This window comes from Nonomuraea sp. NPDC047897, from assembly GCF_043204415.1.
Taxonomy (GTDB): Bacteria; Actinomycetota; Actinomycetes; order Streptosporangiales; family Streptosporangiaceae; genus Nonomuraea.
The window spans coordinates 439,784-461,452 of the sequence record NZ_JBIDCC010000001.1 but is presented as its reverse complement, the minus strand read 5'-3'; the positions used below and the strand labels follow the sequence as shown (position 1 = coordinate 461,452).

Below are 21,669 nucleotides of genomic sequence, written 5' to 3'. Positions count from 1 at the left end.
GTACCTCCCACCATGCACAGGCTTTTACGCGGTGAGGTCCTCATGTTCGGCGGCTTCGCCGTGGCCGCGGTGGTGACGATCCTGCTGGTCATGCCACCCGCGACCGCGCCCGTGTCCGCCGAGTGGTCGGTGCTGCCCTCCGGCCCGCTAGGGCCGGCGGACCGCGACCTGCTGGCCAAGGTCCGGCAGGCGGGACTCTGGGAGATACCCATGGGCCGGCTGGCCCAGGAGCGCGCCGATTCGCAGCGGGTCAAGGAAGTCGGGATGCACCTGGTGGAGGACCACACCAAGCTCGACCTGGTCACCCGCCAGTACGCGGCCCGGCTCGGCGTCGCGCTGCCCGACGTCCCCAGTCCGGACCAACAGAGCTGGATGGCCCAGTTGGGGGCGCAGAGCGGCTCCGCGTTCGACAAGGACTTCGCGCAGTTGCTGCGCGCGGCCCACGGCAAGGTCTTCTCCGTCGTGGCAGGCGTGCGGGCGGGCACCCGCAACAGCGAGATCAGGAGGTTCAGCCAGCACACGCTGAACGTGGTCCTGAAGCACATGACGCTGCTCGAGTCCACCGGGCTGGTCGCCTACGACCAGTTGCCCGAACCCGCGCTTCCCGCGGCCAGTCCACCCGCCCCAGCAGTGGTCGACCCAAGGAGACAACAATGAGTAGTTCCAGACGCCTGGCCGCGGCCGTGTCGGCCCTGGCCGTGGTGGCGGGCGGGCTGGTGTCCGCGGCCGTCATCAGCGCCGGTCCGGTGCTCGCGGATCACTGCGAGCCGGGCGAGAACCGAGGGCAGTCGCAGTCCCAACGCCAGCGCGACCAGGACCGGGACCAGGATCCCGGAGGTCAAGATCCCGGAGGTCAGGACCCCGGCGGCCAGGACCAGGGAGACCAGGACCAGGGCCAGAACCGAGACCAGGACGCCGGCGACCGGAACCCCGGCGACCGAAACGGTCAGGACGGCACCGGCGGGCAGCGGCAGGACCGGCAGGAGGACGGCGACCAGCCCGTCTCGGGCGGCGGCGCCCTCAGCCAGGCGCTCGACCCGATCCAGAACCCCGACGACCAGGGCCAGGACGGAAACCCCGACGGCCGGGACCAGGGTGACCAGAACCCGAACCGTAACCAGAACCGCGACCGCAACCAGAACCCCGACGACCAGGGCCAGGACCAGGGCCAGAACCGAGACCAGGACCAGGGCCAGGACCCCGGCGCGCAGGACCCCGGCGCCCAGGACCCCGGGGCACAGGACCAGGGCCAGCAGTTCCGCCGCCGTCCCACCCAGCGCCCGACCTCCAGCCCGTCCCCCTCCCCCACCAGGACGGACGGCAACGGCGGCGGCGAGGACTGCGCCGACCTCGGCCCGTTCGTGACCGACTTCGTCGACATCCGCCAGGTCCAGCCGACCTCCATCGACCCGCCGCGCGGCCGCCGCGGCTCGCGCGGCTCGTTCGTCTCGCGCTGTGGCACGAACCAGAACGGGCACAACAACCCGGACAACTTCATCGTCGCCCCCGGCGTGTCCAACGGCGCCCACCACCTGCACGACTACGTCGGCAACCTGTCGACGGACGCCTTCTCCACCGACCAGAGCCTCGCGGCGGCGGGCACCACCTGCAGGCTGGGCGACAGGTCGACCTACTTCTGGCCGGTCCTGCGCGACCGCAAGGTGGACGACAACATCGAGGACCCGGACGGCAACGTCGGCCGCGTGCTGCGACCCCGCCAGGTGATCCTGCAGTTCCGGGGCAACTCGGTCTCCCGGGTCAGCCCGATGCCGAGGTTCCTGCGGCTGATCACTGGCGACGCCAAGGCCGCCACGAACGGCGGGGCCAACGCCCGCGCCGCCTGGACGTGCAGCGGCTTCAACAACCGGATCACCACCAAATATCCGCTTTGCCCGCGCGGCAGTCAGGTGGTGCGTATTCTGGACTTCCCAAGCTGCTGGGACGGCCAGAACACCGACAGCGCCAACCATCGCTCGCACGTGGTCTTCCCCGACCAGAGCGGCGCCTGTCCCCAGGGGACCAGGGCCATCCCGCAGCTGCGGATGACACTCACGTACTCCGTTCCGCAGGGCCCGTCGTACGCCTTGGACGCGTTCCCGGAACAGCTGCACAACCCGATCACCGATCACGCGGACTTCGCCAACGTCATGCCCGACCGGCTGATGCGCTTCGTGGTCGACTGCATCAACCGGGGCCGCCGCTGCTGACCTGACCCCGCCCCACCCGGCCGCCCGCCCCGGTCCCACCGCCCCACCCGCGCCCGCTCCCGCCTCCCCCGGCGGGAACGGGACGGGATCGGGCGGGCGATCCGGTCGGGCGGCGCCGTCAGGCTTGCCTGACCCTCCCGAGGCGCACCCTCAACCGACCTTGGAGGGAAACCCATCCATGCTCCACAGACGAACCCCCCGGCACGCCCCCACCAGGCTGGACTCCCGCAATGTCCGGCTGGCGGCGAGCGCCGCCATCGCCGCCGTGGCGCTGTCCGTGTTCGCCCTGGCCAGGACCGAACGCGGGATGGCGCTCCTGGGCCGTGGGGTGGCCTTCCTCGAGCTCTACGCGGGCGTGTTCGCCCTGATGCTGTTCACCGCGACCGTCGGGCTGGGCCTGCTCACCACCGAGCGGGTCTTCCTCTCCCCGGCCAACCGGGTGCGGGCGCAGCTCGCCCACCGCGCGACCGCCGTCATCGGCCTGGGCTACCTGGTGACGCACGTGGTCCTCATGATGACGCTGAGCCACGTCCCGGTCACCGCCGTCGTGCTGCCGACCGCCGGGCTCTGGGTGGCGCTCGGCACGGTCTCGTTCAACCTGATCATCATGGTGCTCGTGACGGGCGTCATCCGCGGCCGGTTCGCGGTCAGCGGCCGGCCGTGGATGTGGCGGATGCTGCACGGCGGGGCCTACCTGGCCTGGCCGGTCGCGGTGCTGCACGGGCTGACCGCCGGCCGGTCCGCCGCCGCGTGGGTGGTCTGGTCGTACGCGGCCTGCCTCGCGGCCGTCGGCGCGGCCCTGCTGGTGCGGGTGCTGGCCACGCTGTTGCGTCCGGTCACCCTGCCGGAGGCCGTGGCGGGCCCGGCCGTGTCGGCCGAGCCGCTCGTCCGGCCCGAAGAGATCAACGCGCCGGTGAGCCTCGCCGCCGCCCGGCGCAGGTACCGGGAGGCCGGATGACCCCCCGCCACTCCCCCCAGAGGACGACACCGCGAAGCGACGCCCAGGAGACCATGTGATCCCGCACCGAGTGCCCGAGGTGACGCGGCTGGGGCCGGCCCGCCTGACCGCCGGGCTGGAGCACACCCGGCGCCTGGACCTGCCCGCCCACCGCACCGTGCACGGCGAGCCCGTCCCCCGCGACGTGGAGTCCCTCATCTCCATGGCGAACGAGGTGGACATGCGCGGCAGGGGCGGGGCTGCGTTCCCGTTCGGCCGCAAGCTGCGCGCGGTCGCCGACGCGGCCGGGTCACGCGAGAGCGTCGTGCTGGTCAACGGCGCCGAGGGCGAACCGGCCAGTTCCAAGGACGCCATGCTGCTGACCCGTGCCCCGCACCTGGTGCTCGACGGGGCGGTGCTGGCGGCCGAGGCGCTGAACGCCCGCGAGGTGGTCGTGGCGACCGCCGCCGGCGAGGTCGCCGAAGGGTCGATCATGGCCGCCGTGAACGAGCGCCGGGCCGCGAAGGTCGCGGGCGCCGCCGAGAGCCACATCCCGATCCGCGTCGTCGGGTTGCCGGAGCGGTTCATCTCCGGCGAGGGCGGGGCCCTCGTCAACGCCGTGAACGGGCTGGAGGGCATCCCGCCCGGACGCAAGCGCAGGGCCGCGCACAGCGGCGTGGACGGGCTGCCGACGCTGCTGTCCAACACCGAGACCTACGCCCAGCTCGCGCTGCTGGTCGAGATGGGCCCGGAGGCGTACGCCGAGGTGGGCACCAGCCGGGAGCCCGGCACGGTGCTGCTGACCATGAGCGGCAGCGCCTGCCGCAACGCGGTCGTCGAGGTGCCGACCGGCACCCTGCTGGCCGACGTGCTCGACCTGTGCGACGCCGATCCGGGCGACGGAGTGCTGGTGGGCGGCTACCACGGCGCGTGGCTGGCCCCGGAGGCGGCCGTCAACGCGATGGTCTCCCGGGCGGGCATGAAGGCCGCCGGGGCCGACCTCGGCGCCGGGATCATCGTGCCGCTCGGCGAGACGACGTGCCCGCTCGGCGAGGCCGCCCGGATCACCGCCTACCTGGCCTCGCAGTCGGCGGGCCAGTGCGGGCCGTGCCGCCTCGGCCTGCCCGAGGTGGCCAGGCAACTGATCGAGCTGACCGAGGGCAGCGGCTCCACGGACGCCGTCCGCCGGGCCGTGCGCACCGTCGAGCGGCGGGGGGCCTGCTTCCATCCGGACGGCACGGCCAGGTTCGTGCTGTCGGCGCTGGACACGTTCGAGAGCGAGATCGCGGTCCACCGCGACCACGGCTCGTGCGGCCGGCCGGTGCGCGGCGTGCTGCCGCTGCCCGAGCCGGAGGTGGAGCCCGACTACCGCCTCGACGTCGACTGGAGCCGCTGCCAGGGGCACGGCCTGTGCGCGCATCTGCTGCCGGAGTTCGTGGAGCTGGACGGGTTCGGGTTCCCGTCGTTCCGGACCGTGCCCGGCTGGATGGTGAAGGAGGCGCGCCGGGCGGTGGACATGTGCCCGGCGCTGGCGCTGCGCCTGGCGGAGACCACGCCGGTGGCCGTCAGGTCGGGGTGAGAGCCGCCCGGCCCGTCCGAAGTGCGTCCGGGCGGGCCGGGCACCCGAACCGGGGATACTGGGACAGCGTCTCACCCAGGTGCCCGTACCGATCATCGGAGGCCCCATGGACCGTCGAGACTTCCTCCGCGCCGCCGCGGTGACGCCGCTGCTCGGATCCGCCCAGGCCGGGCTGGGGCCGGGTGCGGCGCCCGACTGGGCCGGGCTGCGCCGCCGGCTCGCCGGGACGCTGGTGCTGCCCGGAGACGCCCGCTACGGCGCGGCCCGGCGCCTGTTCAACCCCGTGTACGACGTGGTGCGGCCGCGTGGCGTCGCCTACTGCGCCGGCGCGGCCGACGTGTCCCGCTGCCTGGCGTTCGTCCGCGAGCACCGGCTGCCGGTCACCGCCCGCTCGGGCGGCCACTCCTACGGCGGCTGGTCCACCGGCACGGGGCTGGTCATCGACGTCTCCCGGATGGACGCGGTCCGCTACCGCGACGGCCGCGCCACGATCGGCGCCGGGGCGAAGCTGATCGACGTGTACGCGGGACTGGCCCGGCACGGGGTGAGCATCCCGGCGGGCACCTGCCCGAGCGTCGGGCTGAGCGGCCTCGCGCTCGGCGGCGGGATCGGCGTGATGTCCCGCCTGTACGGCCTGACCTGCGACGTGATGGAGTCGGTCGACATCGTGACGGCGGACGGCCGGCTGTTGACCTGTGACGAACGCCGCCATCCCGACCTGTTCTGGGCCTGCCGGGGCGGTGGCGGCGGCAACTTCGGCGTCGCCGTGTCGTTCACCTTCCGCACGCATCCGGCCCGCGACCTGCACGTGTTCTTCCTGAGCTGGCCGTGGTCCAGGGCGGCTGCGACCGTGCGGGCCTGGCAGGCGTGGGCACCGGGCGCGCCCGACGAGCTGTGGTCCTCGCTCGCCCTCGCGCGCGGCGCGGGCGGGCCGGAGGTGCGGCTGTCGGGGGTGCACCGGGGCGGCCGGGCCGCGCTGGACCGGCTGCTCGGCCCGCTCGTGGCCCGGGCGGGCCGGCCGTCGTCCCGCTCGGTCACCCGCACCTCGCACCTGGAGGCGATGAAGGTAATGGGCGGCTGCTCGTCGCTGTCGGTGGCCCAGTGCCATCCCGCCCCGCACGGGCGGCTGGGCCGGGCGGTCTACGTGGCCAAGTCGCATCTGGCCTACCGGCCGCTGCCGCCGGACGGCGTGCGGGCGCTGGTGGCCGGGGTGGCGCGGCCCGGCCGGCACCTGGTGATGCTGGACGCCCTCGGCGGCGCGGTGGCGCGGGTCCGGCCGGACGCGACGGCCTTCCCGCACCGGGCGGCGCTGTTCAGCGTGCAGTACAACGCCGACGGCCGGGACCGCGCCTGGCTGCGCCGGATCCACAGCGAGCTGGCCCCGCACCTCGGCGACCACGCCTACGTCAACTACGCCGACCCCGACCTGACCGACTGGCGCACGGCCTATTTCGGCCCCAACGCGGCCCGGCTCGCCCAGGTCAAGGCCGCCTACGACCCGGCCCGCGTCTTCCGCCTCCCCCAGGGCCTGTGACCCGGCCGGGGCTCAGGCCCCGGTGGGCAGCGCGCGTCCGGCCGCCGCCTCGCCCCGCGCTTGGACGGGACCGAGGCCCTCACCCCGCGCTCGGGCGGGACCGACGCCCTCACCGTCCGGGTGGGCCGGGCGCGTTGACCAGGCGGTGTCGTCGGGCGGCACCGGGCAGGCCTCGCGGCGGTAGCGGCCGGGGGGCATGCCGTACTCGCGTTTGAAGGCGTTGGCGAACGCGAACTCCGAGCCGTAGCCGACCCGGGCGGCGATCTCGCCCAGCGAGGCGTCGGACCGGCGCAGCAGGCGGGCGGCGGTGGCCAGCCGCCACCAGGTGAGGTAGGCCAGTGGCGGCTGCCCGACCAGGGCGGTGAAGCGGCGCGAGAAGGCGGCCCGTGACAGGCCCGCGCGGGCGCCGAGCTCCTGGACGGTCCACGGATGGTCGGGGTCGCGGTGCATGGCGTCGAGGGCGGCGCTGACCGAGGGGTCGCCCAGCGCCGCGGCCCATCCGCCCGCCTGGCAGTGCTCGCGTTCCGCCGTGAACCAGGCCCGCAGGATATACACCAGCAGCGTGTCGAGCAGGGAGCCGACGATCGTGTCCGCGCCCAGCCGGGGGGCGGTGATCTCCGCGGCCAGCAGGTCGACGGCCGCGCGCAGCTCGGGGTGGTGGCCGAGCCGGGCGGGCAGGTGGATCATCTCGGGCAGCTCGCGCAGCACGGGGTGGGCCCGGCCGGCGTCGAGCCGGTAGCCGCCGCAGAGCGTCACCGTCGTCGCGCCCGGCCCGTCGATGGACGCCGAGGCGAACAGCGAGCCCTCCTCCGCCGGGTCGCACGCGACCTCGGCCACGGGCGTCGCCGGCCCGTCGGCGAGGGCGTAGCCGTGCCCGTGGGGGAAGAACACCACGTCGCCGACGTAGAGCTGCACCGGGTCGCCCGCGGGCGGGAGCAGCCACGCGCCGCCCTGCAGGATCACCTGGAAGCCCGCCGATCCGGGCACCGCGGGGAAGCGCTGCCCCCACGGCGCGCGCCACTCGACCCGGGCGGACCGGGGCCGGCCGGTGCGCACGATGGCCATCACGTCGCTCAACACGTCCATGCGGGCCAGTCTACGCATGCCCTATTTCGCGAGACGTACGCGTATAAAAGCCAGACTCTGCAGCATTGGTTGTCTCCCTGCCCGCTCCTAGTGTGGTCGAGACGAAAGGAGAGCCGATGAGCGCGGTTCTGGTGACCGGGGCGACCGGCCGGGTCGGGCGTCACGTGGTCGCGCAGTTGGAAGAGGCGGGGACGGAGGCTAGATCCCTGACCCGAAGATCTGACATATCTGAATTCGTAGGTGACCTGCGGGAGCCCACGTCGTTGCTGCCGGCGCTTCGCGGCGTCGAGGGGGTGTTCCTGGTCTGGCCGTTCGCCACCGGGGAGGGTGCGGCTGAGCTGCTGGAGGTGATCGCCGGGCAGGCCCGCCGGGTCGTGTACCTGTCCTCGGCCGCCGTCCGCGACCACGAGCGCGAGGTGGAGTCGATGGTCGAGAAGTCGGGCCTGCAATGGACGGTGCTGCGCCCGCACGCCTTCGCGGCCAACGTCCTGCAGTGGGCCGACCAGGTGCGGGCCGGCGTGGTCCGCGAGCCGTACGGGCGGGCGGCCATGTCACCCGTGGACGAGCGGGACATCGCGGCGGTCGCGGTGCGCGCGCTGACCGGCGACGGGCACGACGGAGCGACCTACCTGCTCACCGGGCCCGAGTCGCTCACCCGGGAGCGGCAGGCGCGGATCATCGGCGAGGCGCTCGGCCGGCCGGTGCGCTGGGAGGAGGCGCCTCCTGGCGAGGCACGGCAGCGCATGATCGCCGCCGGCCTGCCGCCCGAGGTCGCGGACGGCATCCTGGAGGCTCAGGCCGCGCTGACGCGGACGCCCGGTCCTACGACGACCACCGTCGAAGCGGTCACCGGCCGACCGGCCCGCACCTTCCACGCCTGGGCGGCGGACCACGCGCCCGCCTTCCTGATGACGCCCCGGTCCGACCACCCGACCACCGCTTCGGCCGACCGGACCCGCGGCGAGATCACCACCATTCCGAGGAGCACTTCATGATCAGGATCGGCATCGTCGTCGGCAGCACCCGTCCGGGACGCAACGCGGAGAACGTCGCCCGCTGGGTGCACGACCTGGCCGCCAAGCGCGGCGACGCGGAGTACGAGGTGGTCGACCTGCGCGAGTTCGGCCTGCCCCACCTGGACGAGGCGGTGCCCGCGGCCATGGGCGTCTACGAGCACCCGCACACGCGGGCCTGGGCCGCCAAGGTGGCCACGTTCGACGGCTTCGTGTTCGTGACCCCCGAGTACAACAGCTCCTTTCCGGGCGCGCTGAAGTCCGGGCTCGACTTCCTCCATGCCGAGTGGACCGACAAGGCCGCCGGCCTGGTCAGCTACGGGGTGGACGGCGGCGTCCGGGCGGCCGAGCACCTGCGGCAGGTGCTCGGCCGGCTCAAGATCGCCGACGTGTCGGGCCAGGTGTCGCTGTCGCTGTTCACCGACTTCGAGGACATGACCGTCTTCCGGCCCGCCGCCCACCACGAGGACAAGCTCGACGCCATGCTCGGCCAGGTCGTCTCCTGGTCCGCCGCGCTGCGCCCGCTCAGGGCCGCCTGAGCGGGCCTGACGTCAGGGCCTGAAGTGGGCCAGCACCTCGGGGTTGGCCATGGCGTCGGGGTTGGCCGCCTGCTCGACGGGCGTGCCGAGCAGGATCTTGCGGACCGGCACCTCGAGCTTCTTGCCCGACAGCGTGCGCGGGATGCCGGGCACCGCGCGGATCTCGTCGGGCACGTGCCGGGGCGACAGCTCGGCCCGCAGCGTCCGGCGCAGCGCGTCGGACAGCTCGCCGGTCAGCTCGGCGCCCTCGGCGAGCGACACGTACAGCAGCAGCCGGCCCTCCTGCCCGAGCCGGCCGGTGTCGATCACCAGGCTGTCGGCGATCTCGTCGAAGCGCTCGACGACCCGGTAGAACTCGCTGGTGCCCATGCGGACGCCGCCCCGGTTCAGGGTCGAGTCGGAGCGGCCGTAGATGACGCAGCTCCCGTCGGCGTCGATCTTGATCCAGTCGCCGTGGCGCCACACTCCCGGATAGACGTCGAAGTAGCTCCCGCGGTAGCGCTCGCCGTCCGGGTCGTTCCAGAACATGACCGGCATCGACGGCATCGGCCGGGTGAGCACCAGCTCGCCCACCTCGCCGCTGACCGGCCTGCCCTCCGGGTCGTACGCCTCCACCTTCGCGCCGAGCGACCGGCACGGGATGATGCCCGCTCGGATGGGGTGGAGCGGCGTCGCGCCGACGAAACCCGTGCACACGTCGGTGCCGCCGGAGAACGACCCGACCGGCACACCGGGCAGCGCCTCGGCCACCCACGCGAACCCCTCGGGCGGCAGCGGCGACCCGGTGCTGCCGACCCCGCGCAGCCCGTCGAGCCCGTCGGGGCGCAGGCCGACCTTGAGCGAGGCCATGATGTACGGCGCGCCCACCCCGAAGTACGTCACCCGCTCGGAGGCGGCGATGCGCCACAGCACGGCGGGCGAGGGGTGGGTGGCCGAGCCGTCGTAGAGCACGGGCACGGCCCCCACCAGCAGGGCGCCGACGAGGTAGTTCCACATCATCCAGCCGGTGGTGGTGTACCAGAAGAACACGTCGCCGTCGCCGAGGTCCTGGTGGAAGGAGAGCGACTTGAGGTGCTCCAGCACGATGCCGCCGTGCCCGTGCACGATCGGCTTGGGCAGCCCGGTCGTGCCGCTGGAGTAGAGGATCCACAGCGGATGGCCGAACGGCACCCGTTCGAACTCCAGGGGCGCGTTCTCGGCGCGCAGCCCCTCCCAGCCGATCACCTCGCCGTGCGGCACCTGCGCGGTGCCGCCGGGCACCGGGTCGGCTTGCTGGGGCGGCAGCCCCTCACCGGCCGCGGCGAGATAGGGGATCCACACGGTGGCGCGCAGCGTGGGCAGCGCCGCGGCGATCTCGTTCACGGCGGCCGAGCGGTCGTAGGCCTTGCCGTTGTAGCGGTAGCCGTCGACCGCGATCAGCACCTTGGGCTCGATCTGCGTGAACCGGTCGACGATGCTGGCCACCCCGAAGTCGGGCGAGCCGGCCGACCAGATCGCGCCGAGCGAGGCCGTGGCCAGGAAGGCGATCAACGCCTGCGGGATGTTCGGCAGGTAGGCGGCCACCCGGTCGCCGCGCCGGACGCCCAGCCGGACCAGGCCGGCCCGCACCCTGGCCACCTCCTCGCGCAGCTCGGCGCGGGACAGCTCCTGGCGCGCGCCGTCCTCGGAGACGAACACCACGGCGGGGCCGTCGGGGTGGCGCAGGGCGTTCTCGGCGTAGTTGAGGCTGCTTCCGGCGAACCACTCGGCGCCCGGCATCGTCCCCGACAGCACGGGCCCGTCGCCACGCTCACCGATCACCCTGAAGTGGTCCCAGATCGACGTCCAGAACTCCTCCGGGCTGTCGACCGACCACTGCCACACCTCCTCGTAGCCCGCGCCGGGCCGGCCAAGCCACTCCAGGTAGCGGGTCAGCCTCGCGCTCGCGACGGTCTCCTCGTCCGGCTCCCAGAGAAGTGCGCCTTCAGCAACCATGTGCCCCATCCTGTCGCCCAGTGGATCGCGTGTCCTACAGGACTACCCCACACAACTCCTTACCTTCTCAGGTGGTTCACCGCCATACGCGCGGCCGTGCCGATCACGGCGTCGGCGCGCGGCTGGTTCACCGCGGGGCTGAACGAGCGGGTGAAGACGGCGACCGCGTACCGGCCCCCGTCCGGGTACTCGACGACGCCGGCCTCGGCGCGCAGCGTCGGCAGCGTGCCGGTCTTGCCGCTGACGTCCACGTCGTCGTACGGGAAGCCGGAGGCCAGCCGGTGCGGCCACACCTGCTTGTTGAGCACGGCGCGCATCCAGGCGCACGAGGCCGGGGAGGCGGCCTCGTCCCGCCAGATGAGGGACAGCAGCGCGGCCATCTCGCGCGGCGTGCTGCGGTTGGTGTGCGCCGGGTCCAGCACGCGCAGCGTGGCGAGCTCCGCCGGGTCGAGGTAGGGCCAGCCGTGCCCGGTGTCCTCGGCCATGCTCTGGTAGAAACCCGCGACGTTCTGCTGGACGTGGGTCACGTCCAGCCCGAACCCGGCCAGCATCGCGTTGACCGCGTCGAGGCCGACCCTGCCGAGCAGCATGTCGGCCGCGGTGTTGTCGCTCACCGCGATCATGAGGTAGGCCAGGTCACGCAGCGACATCGTGACGTCGTCGAGCATCGCGGAGACGCCGGTCGGCCCGAACACCCGGTCGGCGGCGCGCACGGTCACCTGCTCGCCGGGGTCGAGCAGCCCGGCGTCGGCCTGCCGGCAGAAGGCCACCATCAGCGGCACCTTGAACACCGAGGCGGTCGGCATCGGCTCGTCGGAGCCGTGCCCGACCTCCTTGCCGGAGTCGATGTCGAGGGCGTGCAGGTAGCCGGCGACGCCCGCGGCGCGGAAGGCCGCGGCGAAGTCGGGGGCGCTCACGCCAGCACCCCGGGCCGGCGGCTGACCCGCCGCACAGGCACGGCAGGACCGTCGGTGCCCTCGTCCGCCATCCCGGCGCGCTCCTTCAGAATCCGCACGGCCACCTCCGCGAAGGCGGCCACCTCCGCCGTCCCGCCCCGCCAGGCCGTGGAGACCCGGCCCGTGATCGGGGAGCCTAGCAGCGGGCGCCAGGCCAGCCCCGGCAGCTCCTCCCGCGGGCCGAAGGCGACCGCCGCCCCGGCGAGCACCAGTCCCAGCCCGGCCCCCTCGTGCACCTGCGGCGGGACGTAGCCGTGGCGGCGGCACTCGGCCAGCACCTCGGCGTGCAGGCCGGGCTCGCCCTCGCGGGGCGGCATCAGCAGCTCGCGGCCGGCCAGATCGGCCAGGTGCACCTCGCCCGCGCCGGCCAGCGGGTCTTCCTCGGCGAGCAGCACGCCCTGCCGTCGCGTGAGCACCCGGCCGAGGTGCAGGCCGGGCGCGGTGACGGGGTGGCGCACGATGCCGACGTCGATGGCGCCTTCGGCCAGCGCGGTCACCTGGTCGGCCGTCCACATCTCCACCGGGGCGAGCCGGATCTCGGAATGGCTCTCCCGGAACCCGGCGATCAGGGCGGCGATCACGGCCACGCCGAGATCGGGCGGCACCCCCACGCGCAGCACGGCGCCGCCGCCGCCGCGGGCCAGCTCGTGCAGCCGGTCCACCCGGGCGACGATCTCGCGGGCCTCGCCGAGCAGCAGCCGGCCCGCCTCGGTGAGCCGGACCTGCCGGGCGGAGCGGTCGAACAGCCGCACGCCCAGATCTTCCTCCAGCCGCTTGATCCGCTGGCTCAGCGGCGGCTGGGCCATGCCGAGCCGGATGGCGGCGTTGCCGAAGTGGAGTTCCTCCGCCACCGCGATGAAGTAGCGAAGATGCCGGACGAGGTCCATGAGCAGGAACTATAGCCACATTCATATCGGTATGCCGCACATATCACTATTGGACATCGACCGAGCGGCTCTGGTGTCCTCTCCCCCATGGCACCACAAAGGGGGACGATGTACGCGCATCTCAGGGAGGAGAACGCGCCGCGGAGGCGACGCCGATGGCCGTGGATGACCGCGGCCGTCCTCGTGCCCGTCCTCGCGGCCGGCGTCACGGTCTGGGTCCTGCGCACGCGGGGCACACCGGAGGAGACCGCGCAGGCGTACCTGAAGGCCTGGTCGGCGCAGGACTACGCGCGGATGCGGGAGCTGGTCGCCGACCCGCCCGCCGACTTCGAGCGCCTGCACCGGCGCTTCCGCGCGGACCTCAAGCTCACGAACGCCGCCTTCCGCCTGCGCGCGGCCGACGCCGACAGCGGGGCGTCGACCTTCCGCGCCGACCTGACCGGTCCCAGGACGTGGGCGTACGACGGACGGCTCCACCTCGTCGAGCACGACCGCGCCTGGAAGGTCGACTGGAGCCCGGCCACCGTCCACCCGCTGATGACCAAGGGCAGGACCCTGCGCCTGGTCACCTCGAAGGGCCCCACGCAGCCGGTGCTGGCCGCCGACGGCACCCGCATCGACACCCCCGGCACGCCCGGCTCGGTCCAGCAACTCGTCGAAGGGCTCCGGCAGACCTACCCCGACCGGTTCGGCACCGGCGAACTGCACCGCGTCGACCTCTACGACGGCGACCAGCGCGTCCGTACCGTCGTCGAGGCGGAGCAGCGCCGACCGCTGCGCACCACCGTGGACCTCAAGGTCCACCGGGCCGGGGCCGACGCTCTGGAGACCGCGCGCAAGCCGGCCTCCCTCGTGGCGCTGCGGCCCTCGACCGGAGAGCTGCTCGCCGTGGTCAACAAACCGGGCGGGTTCAACCGGGCGCTGCTCGGCGCGTACCCGCCGGGCTCCACGTTCAAGGTCGTCACCGCCTCCGCCCTGGTCGCCGGCGGCCTGTCACCGGACAGGACGGTGAGCTGCCCGGCCGAGCAGAACATCGGCGGCTTCCCGTTCCACAACGCCGGCTTCAAGGACTACGGCACGCTGCCGTTCCGCGACGCCTTCGCCCACTCGTGCAACACCACGTTCGGCGCGATGAGCGTGACCGGGCTCGGCGCGAGCCGGCTGGCCGAGGTGGCCGCGAGCTTCGGCTTCGGCGCCCCGATCACGCCCGGCGTGCCCGCCGTGAAGGCCGACTTCCCCGCCCCGAAGGACGACACCGACCTCGCCTCCGCCTCCATCGGCCAGGGCCGGGTGCTGGCCAGCCCGCTGAACATGGCCTCGGTCGCCGCCGCCATCGCCGACGGCGCCTGGCGGCCGCCGCGGCTCGTCGCCGCCGGACTGCTGCCCAACCGCGCCCTGCGCCCCCGCCCGCTGGAGCCCGACGTGGTACGCGCGCTGCGCGACCTCATGCCGGCCGTCGTCACCGACGGCACCGCCCACGCCGTCCGCTTCCCGGCCGGCACCGCCGGCAAGACCGGCACCGCCGAGTACGGCTCGGGCAAGGAGCCACCCGCGCACTCGTGGTTCATCGGCTACCGCGGGGACCTGGCGTTCGCCGTCATCGTGGAGGGCGGCGGCGCCGGATCGGCCGTCGCCGCCCCGATCGCCGCCCGCTTCCTGAACGCCCTGCCCTGACCCCGACAGAGACCGGGACCCGTCAAAGACCACGACCCCTGTCGGAGACCACGACCCGGTCAGAGACCGCGACCCCCGTCAAAGACCGCGACCCCCCTCAGACACCGCGGGACACCCGGTCCGCCGGGGAGGTCAGCGCGGCCACGGCCGCGACCACCTCGGCGGCGTCGGACAGATCGGGCAGCACGATGTCGGCCCCCGCCCCACGCAGCTCTGCCGCCGTGGAGCGGCCCGACGCCACCGCGATCATCGCCGCGCCGCCGATCCCGGCGGCCTGCACGTCACGCGTCGAGTCGCCGATGACGACCGTGTTGGCCGCCGTGAACGGCGTGCCCAGCCGCTCCCTGGCCCGCCCCTGGGCCACCTGGAGCAGCGTCGCCTTGGGGTAGACCTCCTCGCCGTAGCCGCCGAGGTCGAAGTCGACGTAGGAGTCGAGCTTGAACGCCTTGAGCTTGAGCACGGCGTTGCCCCGGATCGTGCCGGTCAGCACCGACTGGACCACCCCGTCGAGCCTGGCCACGGCCCTGAGCGCGTCCTTGGCGCCGGGCATCGCCCGGCCGTCCTTGACCAGCCTCCTGCGCCGGTCGGCGAAGGCCAGGGCCAGCGCCGACAGGAACCTCGGCAGGTGGTCGTCCTCGGCGACGACGCCGTTGACGGCGAGCGTCTCGAAGACGATCTCGGAGTCTGGCCGGCCGAGCGCCGGCGCGAGCTTGACCAGCGGGCGGCCGGTCACGACGCGGAACGCCTCGGCGTAGGCGTCTCGGGTGACGATGGCGACGTCGACCAGGGTCAGGTCGACGTTCCAGAGCACTAAGCGGTTGATGGCGGCCTCCTGGGGGGACCCTGCAAGACTACGGCCCGCACCCGGCCCGCCGCCCACACCCGGCGATCCCGGCATGACCCAGGCGCCGCCGGGCGTCAGGCGTGGCCGAGCGCGTCGGCGAGGGTGTCGACCACCGGCAGGCCGGTGGCCTGCAGATCGGCCCGGCTCGTCATGCCGCCCGTGTAGAGCACCGCGCGGGCGCCCACGTGGCGTGCCGCGAGGCCGTCGTCCACGCTGTCGCCGATCACCAGCACCTCGCGCGGCTCCACCCCGAGCCGCTCGATGTGCTCGGCCATGTGCTCGGCCTTCTCGCCGCCGGTGACACCCAGTAACCCGTCGATCCGGGTGAAGTGGCCGGTGATGCCGAACGACTCGACGATCGGCACCAGGTGGGAGTGCGGGGCCATCGAGCACAGCGACTGGCTGCCCGTCCAGGAGGTCAGCGCGTGCTCGGCGTCGGCGGCCAGCCGGCAGGCCGCGACCAGCCGGAAGTAGTGGTCGTGGAAGCCCGTGTCGAGCAGCTCCCACTCCCCCTCGGCCAGCGGCCGGCCCAGCAGCCGCTCGTAGGCCAGCCAGATCGGGCGCGTGTAGACGGCGCGGAAGCCGTCGGCGGTCAGCGGCGGCAGCTCGTAGCCGCTGAACAGCTCGTTGGTCGCGCCCACCACGGCGTCGATGTCGTGGAAGAGCGTGCCGTTCCAGTCCCAGATGATGTGCTTGGTCATGTCCCTTCCAGCCTAGCGACCACGGGCGACATTCCGGCGAACCCTCAGCCCAGCAGGTCGGGGATCTCCTGGGTGGCGTACCACATGAGCTCGTGCGCCTCGGCGCCGTCCACGGTGAACCGGGCGTCGTCGTCGCCCTTGTCGGCCGCGGGCAGCGCGTCGATCGCGGCCAGGACGTCAGGGACGGCGTCGGCGTCGTCCACGTGCGCCGCGGCCACCTTGGCCAGCGGGACGGGCCGGGTGACCCGCACCCTGCCCCGGTCGGCGAGGTCGGTGCCGGCCGACAGGGCGGAGTCGGGCACCTCGGCCGCGATCACCACGCGGCGCGGCGCCGCCTCGCCGCCGCTGTCGGCCAGCATCCGCAGGGAGGCGCGGGCGGCCTCGGTCAGGGCGACGTACTCCAGCTCCTCGGTGTCGCCCGAGGCGTACCACTCGATCAGCGCGGGTGTCACCGCGTAGCCGGTCAGCGGAGCCGGCCCCAGCTCGCCCGTCTCGACCACCCGGGCCAGGGCGGGCAGCGTGCACGGCAGGTAGACGCGCATCAGGAACCTTTCAACGGCGTCGGGCGGGGCACCATCATGCCCGGCGCAACGGGAGTCGGAGGAGTGTCTCAAGCTGGGCGAGAGTCGTGTCGGGGTCACGGTGGTGGATGCCCGCGATGCCGAGCCCGCGCGCGGCCACGATGTTGGCCTCGATGTCGTCGACGAACACGCACGCCTCGCCGGGCAGCCCCACCAGCCCGAGGGCATGCCGGAAGATGCGCGGCTCCGGCTTGCGCATGCCCACCTCGCCGGAGATCACCACCGCGTCGAAGATCTCGTCCCAGTCGTCGCGCGGGTAGGTGTTGGCCCACGAGTTGGACAGCAGGCACGTCCTGACGCCGTTGGCCCGGGCCGTGCGGAGCATGTCGTACATGACGTCCACCCGGTCGAAGCCCGCGAACATCCGCTCCAGCAGCCCCTCGGCCTCCGGCGGCACCCCGTCGAGAGTCATCAGCCGGGCGGCGAGGTCGCGCTCGAAGGCGGACCCGTCGAGCTCCCCGCGTTCGAGTGCGTGCACGACCGTCTCCCGGTCGCCGCCGTACGCCTGGCTGACCAGCTCGGACATCACCTCGCGGTAGTGGTCGTGGTCGATGCGGTCGGCCTCGATCCACCGCGCGATGGACTCGGACATGCTGGTCGTCAGCACCCCGCCCCAGTCGATCAGAACACCTGTGACCACACCGCCTCCTCGGGTCGCGATCCGGCTCCAGGGTAAAGCGTCGCACGCCCTGCCGACCGCCGCGAAAGCCCCCGTCGGGGACGGTCCACATCGCCGGTGGGCGACGCGGCGAGCGCTAGCGTCCGCCGCGCGCCACCCGGGCGGCCAGCTTGCGGTGCTCGGCCGAGCGCAGCACCTCGGCCGCCTTCGCCGCCGACGCGGTGGGCGCCCCGCCCAGGATGCCGCGGTTGTGCTTGAGCGTCAGCAGCCGGGTGACCGACTCGTCCAGCCGCTGCTTCGAGATCCGGCCGGACCTCGCCGCCGCCAGCACCGCGTCGTACGACTTCGGGAAGTCGTTCGGCATGAGCAGCAGGTCGGCGCCGGCCAGGACGGCCCGCACGGCCACCTCACCGTCGTCGTACTTCTTGCGCACGCCCGCCATGTTGAGCGCGTCGGTCGAGATGACGCCCCGGAAGCCGAGCTTGTTCCGCAGCAGGCCGGTCAGGATCGGCTTGGACAGCGTCGCCGGGTCGCCCGACGGGTCGAGCCTGGGGAAGACGATGTGCGCGCTCATCACCGCGTCGACGCCCGAGGCGATCGCGGCCCTGAACGGCGGGGCGTCGAGCCGCTCCCACTGGGCGCGGGTGTGCTTGATCACCGGCAGGCCGGTGTGGCTGTCGACGTCCGTGTCGCCGTGGCCGGGGAAGTGCTTGGCGGTGGCCGCCACACCCGCGTCGGCGAAGCCCTTGACGGCGGCCGAGACCATCCGCGACACGTGCGCGGGGTCGTCGCCGAAGGCGCGCCGGCCGATGACGGGGTTGTCCGGGTTGACGTTCACGTCGGCGACGGGCGCGAAGTCGAGGTTGACGCCGAGGGCGCGCAGCTCCTCGCCGGTGGCCCGGGCGACCGCCCGCGACAGCGCCGTGCTCTTCGTGGCGCCGACCTGCGAGGCGCCGGGGAAGCGCGTCATGAGCGAGCCCATCCTGGAGACCAGGCCGTTCTCCTGGTCGGTGCCGATGAGCAGCGGCACGTCGGGGGACGCCTTCTGCAGGCCGTTGGTCAGGCCGACCACCTGGCCGACGCTCTTGACGTTGGCGGGGAACAGGATGACGCCACCCAGGTGATACTTGCCGATCACCTTGGCGGGAGTCTGGGCGCCGTACCTGGCCTGGTTCTCGCCCGAGACGGTGGTGGCCGCCGTGCCGTACAGGACGGGCATGAAGAGCTGGCCGACCTTCTCCTCCAGGCTCATCCCGGCCAGCACGCGCCGTACGTCGGCGGGCCGCGCGGACACCCCGCCCTGCGCCGGCCCGTCGCCGGAGCCTGGCCCGGCCGACTGTCCGGAGGTCTGCTCGGGGGTCGCGCCGGCGGTCGCGGTGGCCGCGCTCCGCGCGGCGTCCGGTGACCGCTCCGCCGGGCGGGCCGCGCCGGCCGCCTCGCCGCCACCACCGCCGCACGCCGCCAGAGCCACGACGAGCGCGCCTGCCATGCCGATCCGTCCCACCATGCTTCCCACCGTATCCAGGCTCCGCGGTGCCCGGACCCGGCTTGACGCCTTCCGGACCCGCGGCGTCGGACGCACGTCACCCGCGGTGGGCCGCCCTCACGGCGAGCCGGCGATGCCGGCCAGCTCGTCGAGCACCGCGTCGGCGCCCTCTCCCTCGGCCTTGATCACGATGGTCTCGTCCTGCTTCACGTCCAGCGCCAGGATCTGCAGGATGCTCTTGCCGTTGATGGGGGCGCCACCCCCCGAGGCCCGCGCCACGGTGACGTCCATCGGCGCCTTGGCCGCGGCCCTGACGAACGTCGCGGCCGGGCGGGCGTGCAGGCCGACCTCCGCGACCACGGTGACCCTGCGTTCGGGCATGTAGTCCTCCTCTCACCGGTCCGGACCAGCCGGACCCTTTCACAACCAGCGAAACAATTCGTCGCCCGCCCGTACCCTGCCCGCCACCACGCACCGTACCGAGGCGGCGGGCGCGTCGAGCGCGACGACAGGGCAGACCGGCGACCGGCCGCCGGCCTCGACCCGGCGGGGGTCCCAGGCGACGACGGGCTGGCCCGCGCGCACCCGGTCGCCCTCCGCGGCGAGGAGCCGGAAGCCCTCACCCCTGAGCTGCACCGTGTCGATGCCGAGGTGCACCAGCACGCCCTTGCCGTCGTCTCCCACGATGACGTACGCGTGCGGATGCAGTTTCATGATTTTCCCAGCAAGGGGAGCGACGGCCTCACCCGGCCCCCGGTACGGGTCGATCGCCGTGCCGGGGCCCACCATGCCCGCGGAGAAGACCGGATCGGGAACGGCCGCCAGCCCCACAGCCGCCCCCCCGACCGGGGCGAGGACAGTCGTCATGGTCTCGCTCTCTAGCGGATGACATCCTCGATGTCGCCGGCGATCGTGTCGGCCTCCGGCCCCACGACGACCTGCACCACGTTGCCCGCCACCATCACCCCGTGGGCGCCCGCCGCCCGCAGCGCGGCCCGGTCGACCTTGGAGGCGTCGCGCACCTCCGTGCGCAGCCGGGTGATACAGGGCTCGATGTCGATGATGTTGCCGGCACCGCCCAGCCCGGCGATGATCGCGTTCGCCTCCGCCGCCATGGCGTCTCCTCCTCGCTTTCGCACAACCGGCGCTCAGTCGGTCTGCGTGACCTTGTTCAGGCCCCGCGGCGCGTCGGGGTCCACGCCGAGCCTCCTGGCCAGCGCCTCGGTGAGCAACTGCCCGGGAACGATGAGGCCCATCGGGGCGACCCACTCCGGCAGGTCGGGGCCGTTCAGCGCGGCCGTGCCGGCCTTGGCCAGCGTCGCGCCGCCGCCGATCGTGTACGCCGCCGCACCGGCCGCCACCACCCGCTCGGCCAGCGCCACCGTGCCGGGCAGCGTCGGGCTGTTGTCCGCCGCGACCAGCACCGCCGGCGTCTCCGCGTCCACGACCGCGATCGGCCCGTGCAGCAGGTCGGCGTACGACAGGCCCATGGCGTGCAGGTAGCAGGCCTCCTTGAGCTTCAGCGCCGTCTCCAGCGCGGTCGAGAAGGCGAGGCCCCGGGCGGACACGACGGCCCCGTGCTTGTCGGCCAGCCCCTCGACGACCGCGTCCAGGTCGCCCGGGTTGGCGATCAGCTCCTCCACCGCGTCCGGCACCCGCCGCAGGTCGCCCGCGTCCACCTCGGCGCCGAGGCCCAGCGCGAGCACGGCCAGCGCGGCGAGCTGCGTCGTGTACGTCTTGGTGGCCGGGACCGCCTTCTCCTCGCCGGCGACCGTGCACAGCGCCACGTCGGCGGCCCGCGCGAGCGGGCTGTCCGGGCCGCCGTTGGTGATGCCGACGGTCGCCGCCCCGCAGTCGCGCGCCCAGGCGAGCGTCTCCACGATCTCCTCGGTACGGCCCGACTGGGAGATCGCCACGGCCAGCACGCCGTCGAGGTCGAGCCTGCGCCGGTACGTCGTCGCCACCGACGGCGCGGCCAGCGCCGCGAGCCGCCCGGCGCGCGACTCGACGAGGTAGCGGCCGTAGACTGCGGCGTTGTCGGAGGTGCCCCGCGCGATGAACAGCAACTGGCGGGTCCGCTCGCCGAGCGCCTTCACCTCGTCGACCCTGGGGAGGAGGCTGTCGAGCGTGGCCCTCAGCGCCGCCGGCTGCTCGGCGATCTCGCTGCGCATCTTCGTCGTCATCGCGCGCTCATCCTTCAATCGTTACCGTACGGACTTGACCCTGTTTTCCGCCATGTGGTCTAGTCCGGACTAGACCAGTACGAACCATAACCCATTGCCCAGGTCAGATCGAGGGGAGGATCCGTGGCGCACATCGATCCCGACAGCCCGGTGCCCAAGTACTTCCAGCTACGAGAGATCCTGCTGGACCTCATCGACAGCGACGAGCTGAGCATCGGCGCCGCGATCCCGTCCGAACGCGAGCTGTGCCAGCGCTTCGGCCTGTCCCGGATGACCGTGCGGCAGGCCGTCGACCATCTGGTGTCCGAAGGCCGCCTGCACCGGGTGCCGGGCAAGGGCACGTTCGTCGCCCGGCCCAAGATCGAGCTGGCGCTCCAGCTCACGTCGTTCACCGACGACATGCGGGCCCGCGGCATGGCGCCGGGCTCCCGCGACCTCGACCGCAGGATCGTGCGCGCCAGCGCCCACCTGGCCAAGGAGCTCGGCATCACGCCCGGCGAGGAGGTCCACTTCATCGAACGCCTGCGCACCGCCGACGGCGAGCCGCTGTCCATCGAGCGCGCGCACATCCCGGTCCGCCTCGCCCCCGACCTCGCCGAGCACGACCTGTCAGGCAGATCGCTGTACGAGCTGCTGGAGAGCCGCTACGGCCTCGTCATGGACGCGGGCGAGCTGACCATCGACGGCGGGATCGCCGACCCGAGCGACGCCGACCTGCTGAAGCTGCCGCGCGGCGGCGCCGTGCTGCTGCTGCAGCGCCGGTCCTTCTCCGGCGGCGTCTGCGCCGAGCTGGGCGTGTCCACCTACCGCGCCGACCGCTACCAGCTCCGCACCGTCCTGGAGATGCCGGTACGGCGAACCTGACCACC

Annotated in this window: 22 protein-coding genes and 1 pseudogene; 10 read left to right on the top strand and 13 right to left on the bottom strand. The window is 73.5% G+C overall.

Features of this window, described 5'->3' with window-relative positions; genetic code table 11:
- Window positions 1–12 precede the first annotated feature (12 nt).
- From ACGF0J_RS02090 to ACGF0J_RS02070, 5 genes are all read left to right on the top strand, one after another.
- Window positions 13–657: a DUF4142 domain-containing protein gene (locus ACGF0J_RS02090; RefSeq protein WP_393141400.1), complete on the top strand. Its 645-nt coding sequence runs from the start codon at window positions 13–15 to the stop codon at window positions 655–657.
- Window positions 654–2,207 (top strand): DUF1996 domain-containing protein, encoded by a 1,554-nt coding sequence (locus tag ACGF0J_RS02085; RefSeq protein WP_393141398.1) that lies wholly within the window; start codon window positions 654–656, stop codon window positions 2,205–2,207. The genes ACGF0J_RS02090 and ACGF0J_RS02085 overlap by 4 nt, the downstream gene beginning before the upstream one ends.
- 178 nt (window positions 2,208–2,385) lie before the next feature.
- Window positions 2,386–3,165 carry a hypothetical protein gene (locus tag ACGF0J_RS02080; protein WP_393141396.1) on the top strand — a complete coding sequence of 260 codons (780 nt, stop codon included), beginning with the start codon at window positions 2,386–2,388 and terminating at the stop codon, window positions 3,163–3,165.
- A gap of 55 nt (window positions 3,166–3,220) precedes the next feature.
- Window positions 3,221–4,723 (top strand): NADH-ubiquinone oxidoreductase-F iron-sulfur binding region domain-containing protein, encoded by a 1,503-nt coding sequence (locus tag ACGF0J_RS02075; RefSeq protein WP_393141394.1) that lies wholly within the window; start codon window positions 3,221–3,223, stop codon window positions 4,721–4,723.
- 106 nt (window positions 4,724–4,829) lie between these two features.
- Window positions 4,830–6,257 (top strand): FAD-binding oxidoreductase, encoded by a 1,428-nt coding sequence (locus ACGF0J_RS02070; RefSeq protein WP_393141392.1) that lies wholly within the window; start codon window positions 4,830–4,832, stop codon window positions 6,255–6,257.
- A 12-nt stretch (window positions 6,258–6,269) separates the two neighbouring features.
- On the opposite strand, the gene ACGF0J_RS02065 is transcribed toward ACGF0J_RS02070, so the two are convergent.
- On the bottom strand, window positions 6,270–7,343 hold the full coding sequence (locus ACGF0J_RS02065) for an AraC family transcriptional regulator (RefSeq protein ID WP_393141390.1): 1,074 nt from the start codon (window positions 7,341–7,343) through the stop codon (window positions 6,270–6,272).
- A gap of 116 nt (window positions 7,344–7,459) precedes the next feature.
- Between ACGF0J_RS02065 and ACGF0J_RS02060 the strand changes: the two genes are divergently transcribed.
- The gene (locus ACGF0J_RS02060; RefSeq protein ID WP_393141388.1) at window positions 7,460–8,338 is read left to right on the top strand and encodes an NAD(P)H-binding protein; all 879 of its coding nucleotides are present in this window, start codon (window positions 7,460–7,462) and stop codon (window positions 8,336–8,338) included.
- On the top strand, window positions 8,335–8,895 hold the full coding sequence (locus tag ACGF0J_RS02055; protein WP_393141386.1) for an NADPH-dependent FMN reductase: 561 nt from the start codon (window positions 8,335–8,337) through the stop codon (window positions 8,893–8,895). Before ACGF0J_RS02060 ends, ACGF0J_RS02055 begins: the two co-directional genes overlap by 4 nt.
- Before the next feature lie 12 nt (window positions 8,896–8,907).
- On the opposite strand, the gene ACGF0J_RS02050 is transcribed toward ACGF0J_RS02055, so the two are convergent.
- Genes ACGF0J_RS02050 through ACGF0J_RS02040 form a run of 3 tightly spaced genes read right to left on the bottom strand, consistent with a single transcriptional unit; the run spans window position 8,908 to window position 12,712 of the window.
- Window positions 8,908–10,869: an acetoacetate--CoA ligase gene (locus ACGF0J_RS02050; protein ID WP_393141384.1), complete on the bottom strand. Its 1,962-nt coding sequence runs from the start codon at window positions 10,867–10,869 to the stop codon at window positions 8,908–8,910.
- Between the two features lie 59 nt (window positions 10,870–10,928).
- Window positions 10,929–11,786: a serine hydrolase gene (locus tag ACGF0J_RS02045; RefSeq protein WP_393141382.1), complete on the bottom strand. Its 858-nt coding sequence runs from the start codon at window positions 11,784–11,786 to the stop codon at window positions 10,929–10,931.
- Window positions 11,783–12,712 (bottom strand): LysR family transcriptional regulator, encoded by a 930-nt coding sequence (locus ACGF0J_RS02040; RefSeq protein WP_393141380.1) that lies wholly within the window; start codon window positions 12,710–12,712, stop codon window positions 11,783–11,785. The genes ACGF0J_RS02045 and ACGF0J_RS02040 overlap by 4 nt, the downstream gene beginning before the upstream one ends.
- A gap of 87 nt (window positions 12,713–12,799) precedes the next feature.
- Here ACGF0J_RS02040 and ACGF0J_RS02035 point away from each other — a divergent pair.
- Window positions 12,800–13,249, top strand: a pseudogene (locus tag ACGF0J_RS02035) (NTF2-like N-terminal transpeptidase domain-containing protein); the annotation flags it as partial.
- Between the two features lie 249 nt (window positions 13,250–13,498).
- Window positions 13,499–14,386, top strand: coding sequence for a penicillin-binding transpeptidase domain-containing protein (locus tag ACGF0J_RS02030; protein WP_393141826.1), 888 nt, complete (start codon window positions 13,499–13,501; stop codon window positions 14,384–14,386).
- Window positions 14,387–14,483: 97 nt separating this feature from the next.
- Here ACGF0J_RS02030 and ACGF0J_RS02025 read toward each other — a convergent pair whose 3' ends face one another.
- The 9 genes from ACGF0J_RS02025 to ACGF0J_RS01985 form a co-directional block, all read right to left on the bottom strand.
- Entirely contained in the window at window positions 14,484–15,197 is a 714-nt protein-coding gene (locus ACGF0J_RS02025; RefSeq protein WP_393141378.1) for an HAD family hydrolase, read from the bottom strand.
- Between the two features lie 107 nt (window positions 15,198–15,304).
- Entirely contained in the window at window positions 15,305–15,931 is a 627-nt protein-coding gene (locus ACGF0J_RS02020; RefSeq protein ID WP_393141376.1) for an HAD family hydrolase, read from the bottom strand.
- Between the two features lie 44 nt (window positions 15,932–15,975).
- A complete protein-coding gene (locus ACGF0J_RS02015; RefSeq protein WP_393141373.1) occupies window positions 15,976–16,473 on the bottom strand; it encodes a DUF6912 family protein in 498 nt (165 codons plus the stop codon).
- Window positions 16,474–16,507: 34 nt separating this feature from the next.
- The gene (locus tag ACGF0J_RS02010; protein ID WP_393141371.1) at window positions 16,508–17,152 is read right to left on the bottom strand and encodes an HAD family hydrolase; all 645 of its coding nucleotides are present in this window, start codon (window positions 17,150–17,152) and stop codon (window positions 16,508–16,510) included.
- A 115-nt stretch (window positions 17,153–17,267) separates the two neighbouring features.
- Entirely contained in the window at window positions 17,268–18,638 is a 1,371-nt protein-coding gene (locus tag ACGF0J_RS02005) for a glycoside hydrolase family 3 protein (RefSeq protein WP_393141369.1), read from the bottom strand.
- Window positions 18,639–18,734: 96 nt separating this feature from the next.
- Entirely contained in the window at window positions 18,735–18,998 is a 264-nt protein-coding gene (locus ACGF0J_RS02000; RefSeq protein ID WP_393141367.1) for an HPr family phosphocarrier protein, read from the bottom strand.
- Window positions 18,999–19,037: 39 nt separating this feature from the next.
- Window positions 19,038–19,484: a PTS glucose transporter subunit IIA gene (locus tag ACGF0J_RS01995; RefSeq protein WP_393141365.1), complete on the bottom strand. Its 447-nt coding sequence runs from the start codon at window positions 19,482–19,484 to the stop codon at window positions 19,038–19,040.
- Between the two features lie 11 nt (window positions 19,485–19,495).
- On the bottom strand, window positions 19,496–19,732 hold the full coding sequence (locus ACGF0J_RS01990) for a glucose PTS transporter subunit EIIB (protein ID WP_393141363.1): 237 nt from the start codon (window positions 19,730–19,732) through the stop codon (window positions 19,496–19,498).
- Window positions 19,733–19,765: 33 nt separating this feature from the next.
- Window positions 19,766–20,800 carry an SIS domain-containing protein gene (locus ACGF0J_RS01985; protein WP_393141361.1) on the bottom strand — a complete coding sequence of 345 codons (1,035 nt, stop codon included), beginning with the start codon at window positions 20,798–20,800 and terminating at the stop codon, window positions 19,766–19,768.
- A 123-nt stretch (window positions 20,801–20,923) separates the two neighbouring features.
- Here ACGF0J_RS01985 and ACGF0J_RS01980 point away from each other — a divergent pair, with 123 nt between their 5' ends.
- Complete coding sequence (locus ACGF0J_RS01980) at window positions 20,924–21,664, top strand: GntR family transcriptional regulator (protein WP_393141359.1); 741 nt, start codon at window positions 20,924–20,926, stop codon at window positions 21,662–21,664.
- Window positions 21,665–21,669 lie beyond the last annotated feature (5 nt).